Genomic DNA, 4,926 nt, shown 5'->3' with positions numbered 1-4,926 from the left:
ATTTGGTGGAGCCTAGGGGAGTCGAACCCCTGACCTCTTGCATGCCATGCAAGCGCTCTCCCAACTGAGCTAAGGCCCCATCCGTGCAGCTTTCGCTGCGTGCCGCTGTCTATGCAGCGAACCGGGCGAGATCAAGTGGAAATCGCGCCCGGCCCTTCAAATTAATCGTCGTTGCTGTCCGTGGCGACATCCGCCAGATCATCGAACGAGACGGTGTCGTCATCGTCATCTTCTTCCAGCATGTCGTCGCCCAGATCGACGTCGTCATCGTCGTCGTCATCCAGCACCAGATCCTCATCATCCTCCAGATCCTTGAGCTTGGCGGATTGTGCGTCTTCGGCGTCCGCGACCATCGTGCGGGTCTTGGATGTGTCGATGGTGACCTCTTTCCCGGTGTAGGGGCTGACGATCGGGGTGGCATTCAGGTCGTAAAAGCGCTTGCCGGTCTCGGGGCAAAGGCGCTTCGTGCCCCACTCTTCCTTAGGCATGGCTATCCCTTCAAAAACTACGGTCTTCCCTTGCGGGTGATCGGTGCCAACTGCCATAAGCGATCAGGCGTGTCAAAGCCTTTGGCACCGTGATTTGCGAGAAGTTGGATATGGGCCGTCACACGCTTGCTGGCAACCCCCCGATTGCCGTTACGCTACGCCGGTCGGCGCAGGCGCGGCGGCTGTCGTTGCGGGTGTCGCGGCTGGACGGGCGGGTCAGTCTGACCTTGCCGCAGTGGACCCCAGAACGCGAGGGCGTGGCCTTTCTGCAAAGCAAGGAAGCATGGTTGCGCAAGCAGCTTGGCGGGCTGGCGCCGTCCGTTCAGGTGCAGGTCGGTGGTACGGTCATGTTCGCCGGACAAGAGCGTCCCGTTCTGGCGCAGGATCGCCGCGGCGTGCGGCTGACCGATGCCGGGATTGCCGTCCATGCGGCCCGTCCTACGGGGCCACAACTGCGGGCGTTTTTGCGCAATGCGGCGCGCGATGCGCTGGTTGCGGCTTCGGATCGCCACGCCGCTGCGCTGGGGCGGCCCTATACGCGGATCACCTTGCGGGATACGCGGTCACGTTGGGGATCCTGCACCACTGACGGCGCCCTGATGTATTCCTGGCGTCTGATCATGGCCCCGCCCGAGGTGCTTGACTATGTCGCCGCGCATGAGGTGGCGCATCTGGCCGAGATGAACCATGGCCCCGCCTTCTGGCGCATCGTCGAGCGGCTTTGCCCCGACCATGCCCGCCACCGCGCGTGGTTGCGGCAGAACGGCGACCGCTTGCATAGGTTCACCTTCGGCAATTGACCGCCGCGGCATTTGTGATCACAACTTGACACATGATTGCACCGCGTATTCAGGACAGCAGCGCCGCCGCGCATGAACGTGTCTACCGCGCGTTGCGCACCCGCATCATGCATGGTGAGATCCCTCCGGGCGAGGCGCTGACCCTGCGCGGGATCGGCAAGACCTACGACGTATCCATGACCCCCGCCCGCGAGGCGATCCGGCGGCTGGTGGCCGAAGGCGCCTTGTTTCTGTCCTCGTCAGGCCGGGTGTCGACACCGGAACTGACCAACGAGCGGATCGAGGAACTGGCGACGCTGCGGGCTTTGCTTGAACCGGAACTGGCCTCGCGCGCCTTGCCGCGGGCGCATTTCGCGCTGATCGACCGGTTGGAGACGATCAACCACGGTGTCAGCCAGGCCATCCAGCGGCAGGACGCCACGGCCTATATCCGGATGAACCTCGAATTCCACCGCACGCTCTACCTGCGTGCGCAGGCGCCTGCGATGCTGGCCATGACCGAAACCGTGTGGCTGCAACTGGGGCCGACGATGCGGGCGCTCTATGGTCGTCTGCGCCGGACCGAGCCGCCCTATCATCACAAGCTGATCCTTGCCGCGCTCAAGGCGGGTGACGAACCGGGGCTGCGCCTTGCGGTCAGGACGGATTCGACCCAAGGCCTGCGCATGCTGAAAGGCTAGCGGGCCGGATAGAGGTCCAGATCACCGAGGGCGACGTTCATGACGCGGCGGAAATCCTCGCCCGGCATCCCGATGCCATAGGCCAGACTGGTGAGGAATTCATATTCGGCAGGCAGCAACCGTCCGTTCTGCAAGGTCAGATAGAAAACGGCCTGCATCATCACGTCCTTCTCGCCATCCCGCAGCCCGTTGCCGAGGGCGACATAGTCTTGCGGTGTCAGCCTTGCGTCGATCTTGTCGGCGACCTTGACGATGTCCGCCGTGCGCAGCGCGCGCCGCGTCAGCCGTGCGGCCGTCTTGCGGATCAGGGCGATATCGTGGCTGTCGATCACGCCGTCACATTGTCCGGCATGGCACAGCGCCTTGATGATCCGCTGAGTCGTCTTGCGGCGCAACGGGCCGCGCAGATCATAGCCGAGCAGTGACTTCGCCCGCCTGATGATCACGGCGATCAGCCCCAGAATGATCGCCGCCCACAGACCGTAGTTGGTCAGGTTCCGATCGAGACTATTGCGCGCGATCAGCGGAACAGTCGGGTTGATCTGGCCGCTGTCCCGCAGGTCCTGCATGTCTGCCGGCGTCAGTCTGCGGGCGACCTCGCCTTCGCAGGCTTCGGTGACCAGGGCATAGCCCGAGATGTCGCTGAAGATCGTAAAGCCCAGCAACCGGATGTCATTTGTGCTGTAGCACAGCGCTATGCCGGATTCGCCTGCCGCCTCGATCGTGGTCCTGTCCACGAATTCGAAGTCCTCGAACAATCCGGTGCCTTCGCCAAAGGCACTGGCAGAATTGGCCAGCAGCAAACCGACGAAAAGAGCAACCAGAAAGCGCGACATGTCGTACTCAAATCAAACGCGGGTCGGGTCTGGCGGGCAGGCCCGGAAAGGCCTGCGCGGGACCCCTCCGCAGCTACATTCACGCAGAGTTTACATCCTGCTGCGGTTTTGACCAGTGATTCCGGCAGCTTGGCGGTTTTCGGTGTTCCGCGCCCTTGCGGCCCGTTTGGCCGTCAGGCGTGGATCGCCCCGTCGCCACAGGCCAGTGCGGCCTCGCGGACGGCTTCGGAATAGGTCGGATGCGCGTGGCAGGTGCGGGCGAGATCCTCGGCGGCGGCGCCGAATTCCATCGCGACGCAGATTTCATGGATCAGGTCACCGGCCATGGGCCCGATGATATGGGCCCCCAGCACGCGGTCGGTTTCCGCGTCTGCAAGGATCTTGACGAAACCCTCGCCTGCGAAATTGGCCTTGGCGCGCGCGTTGCCCATGAAGGGAAACTTGCCGACCTTGTATTTGCGGCCCTGTTTTTTCAGGCTTTCCTCGGTCTCGCCCACATTGGCGACCTCGGGGTGGGTGTAGATGACGCCGGGGATGACGCCGTAGTTCACATGGCCGTGCTGGCCTGCGATCACTTCGGCCACGGCCATGCCCTCGTCCTCGGCCTTATGGGCCAGCATCGGGCCTGCGATGGTGTCGCCGATGGCATAAACGCCTTTGATATTCGTGGCATAGCGGGCATCCGTCTTGATCTGCCCGCGCTCGGACATTTCCACCCCAAGCGCATCGAGGCCCAGTCCGGCGGTATAGGGTTTGCGGCCCGTGGCGACCAGAACGGTGTCGGCGGTCATGTCATGTTCGCTGTCGTCCTTGCGCAGTTTGTAGGTCACGGTGGCCTTGCCGCCCTTGACCGAAACGCCCTGCACCGCCGCACCGAGTGTGAACTTAAGCCCTTGTTTCGTAAGCATCTTCTGGAACTGGCGGGCGATTTCGGCGTCCATGCCGGGGGTGATGGCGTCAAGGTATTCGATCACCTCGACCTCAGCCCCGAGACGGGCATAGACCGAGCCGAGCTCTAGCCCGATGACGCCTGCGCCGATCACGACCATCTTCTTGGGAACCTTCGGCAGCGCAAGCGCGCCGGTCGAGGTCACGACGGTCTTTTCGTCGACGTCGACGCCCGGCAGCGAGGTTGGTTCGGACCCTGATGCGATCACGATATGCTTGGCCTCGTGCAGGTCATCGCCGACCTTGACCTTGCCCGCCTCGGGGATCGAGGCCCAGCCCTTGATCCAGTCTACCTTGTTCTTTTTGAACAGAAATTCGATGCCGCCTGTGTTCTGGGCGATGGTCTCTTCCTTGTATTTCAGCATCTGCGGGAAGTCGACCGAAGGGGTCTTGCCCTTGAGGCCCATGGTCGCGAAGTTATGTTCCGCCTCGTGCAGCATATGGGTGGCGTGCAGCATCGCTTTCGACGGGATGCAGCCCACGTTCAGACAGGTGCCGCCCAGCGTCTCGCGGCCCTCGACGCAGGCGACCTTCATGCCCAGTTGGGCGCAGCGGATCGCGCAGACATAGCCGCCGGGACCGGCGCCGATTACGATGACGTCATAGCTGGACATGGGTGGTCTCCTTCAGGATTTTCGCTGTCGGCGTTGCGTCGGCACAACGTCGGCAAAACGTTGGGCGAATTATGTGAACAAAGCTGACACGATCATCAGCATGGTTGCAAGAAACCCCACGAACCAGATCAGCGACCGCCAAGGCGTCCAGCCGAAATAATAGGCGGGGACATAGAGGATGCGCGCGCAAAGATAGGCCCAGGCGCAGGCGGCGGTCAGGCCGGTGCCCTTGTCGCCGAGCGTGACGACGACCACGGCGAGGGTGAAAAGGATCAGCCCCTCGAAATGGTTGTTGAGTGCGCGAAAAAGGCGGCCGGTCTTTGGGCTGACCTGCTCGATCAGCGGTTTGCCAAGGCGGTCGGGGTCGCGGGGGCTGGCGGTCTTGCCCACCCCGAGTTCGAGGTTCGCGGGCACCGAGACCAGCACGAACTGGAGGCCTTGCAAAAGACCGGCGAGGGCGAGGACGGTAAGTTCGGGGGTCATCATCCTATTCCGTCCCGGGCTTGACCCGGGACCTCTTTTCGAAGTGGACTGCGAGGCCCCGGATCAGGTCCGGGGCG

At 63.0% G+C, this 4,926-nt stretch carries 6 protein-coding genes and 1 tRNA gene; 2 read left to right on the top strand and 5 right to left on the bottom strand.

Features of this window, described 5'->3' with window-relative positions; all coding sequences use genetic code 11:
* Nucleotides 1-3: 3 nt before the first annotated feature.
* Nucleotides 4-79 (bottom strand) — tRNA-Ala (locus V7N12_RS13600).
* Nucleotides 80-161: 82 nt separating this feature from the next.
* The gene (locus V7N12_RS13595) at nucleotides 162-488 is read right to left on the bottom strand and encodes a TIGR02300 family protein (protein WP_333715178.1); all 327 of its coding nucleotides are present in this window, start codon (nucleotides 486-488) and stop codon (nucleotides 162-164) included.
* Nucleotides 489-598: 110 nt separating this feature from the next.
* On the opposite strand from V7N12_RS13595, the gene V7N12_RS13590 reads away from it, so the two are divergent.
* Together V7N12_RS13590 and V7N12_RS13585 are read left to right on the top strand one after the other, a co-directional pair.
* Nucleotides 599-1,288 (top strand): M48 family metallopeptidase, encoded by a 690-nt coding sequence (locus V7N12_RS13590; protein ID WP_333715177.1) that lies wholly within the window; start codon nucleotides 599-601, stop codon nucleotides 1,286-1,288.
* A 32-nt stretch (nucleotides 1,289-1,320) separates the two neighbouring features.
* On the top strand, nucleotides 1,321-1,968 hold the full coding sequence (locus V7N12_RS13585) for a GntR family transcriptional regulator (RefSeq protein ID WP_333715176.1): 648 nt from the start codon (nucleotides 1,321-1,323) through the stop codon (nucleotides 1,966-1,968).
* Here the strand turns inward: V7N12_RS13585 and V7N12_RS13580 are convergent.
* The 3 genes from V7N12_RS13580 to V7N12_RS13570 form a co-directional block, all read right to left on the bottom strand.
* Entirely contained in the window at nucleotides 1,965-2,804 is an 840-nt protein-coding gene (locus tag V7N12_RS13580; protein ID WP_333715175.1) for a TerB family tellurite resistance protein, read from the bottom strand. The two genes, V7N12_RS13585 and V7N12_RS13580, sit on opposite strands and share 4 nt — an antisense overlap.
* Nucleotides 2,805-2,977: 173 nt before the next feature.
* Nucleotides 2,978-4,366 carry a dihydrolipoyl dehydrogenase gene (lpdA, locus tag V7N12_RS13575; RefSeq protein WP_333715174.1) on the bottom strand — a complete coding sequence of 463 codons (1,389 nt, stop codon included), beginning with the start codon at nucleotides 4,364-4,366 and terminating at the stop codon, nucleotides 2,978-2,980.
* A 69-nt stretch (nucleotides 4,367-4,435) separates the two neighbouring features.
* Complete coding sequence (locus tag V7N12_RS13570; protein ID WP_333715173.1) at nucleotides 4,436-4,849, bottom strand: MAPEG family protein; 414 nt, start codon at nucleotides 4,847-4,849, stop codon at nucleotides 4,436-4,438.
* Nucleotides 4,850-4,926 lie beyond the last annotated feature (77 nt).

Origin of the sequence: Yoonia sp. (assembly GCF_036770585.1) — a bacterium.
Taxonomy (GTDB): Bacteria; Pseudomonadota; Alphaproteobacteria; order Rhodobacterales; family Rhodobacteraceae; genus Yoonia.
The sequence above is the reverse complement of the archived record's forward strand: the minus strand, read 5'-3'. Positions and strand labels throughout refer to the sequence as shown.

What these genes read in the sequence shown, in the direction of transcription:
- V7N12_RS13595 (WP_333715178.1), bottom strand. Translation starts at nt 488, where the DNA reads ATGCCTAAGGAAGAGTGGGGCACGAAGCGCCTTTGCCCCGAGACCGGC.
- V7N12_RS13590 (WP_333715177.1), top strand. Translation starts at nt 599, where the DNA reads ATGGGCCGTCACACGCTTGCTGGCAACCCCCCGATTGCCGTTACGCTA.
- V7N12_RS13585 (WP_333715176.1), top strand. Translation starts at nt 1,321, where the DNA reads ATGATTGCACCGCGTATTCAGGACAGCAGCGCCGCCGCGCATGAACGT.
- V7N12_RS13580 (WP_333715175.1), bottom strand. Translation starts at nt 2,804, where the DNA reads ATGTCGCGCTTTCTGGTTGCTCTTTTCGTCGGTTTGCTGCTGGCCAAT.
- lpdA (WP_333715174.1), bottom strand. Translation starts at nt 4,366, where the DNA reads ATGTCCAGCTATGACGTCATCGTAATCGGCGCCGGTCCCGGCGGCTAT.
- V7N12_RS13570 (WP_333715173.1), bottom strand. Translation starts at nt 4,849, where the DNA reads ATGACCCCCGAACTTACCGTCCTCGCCCTCGCCGGTCTTTTGCAAGGC.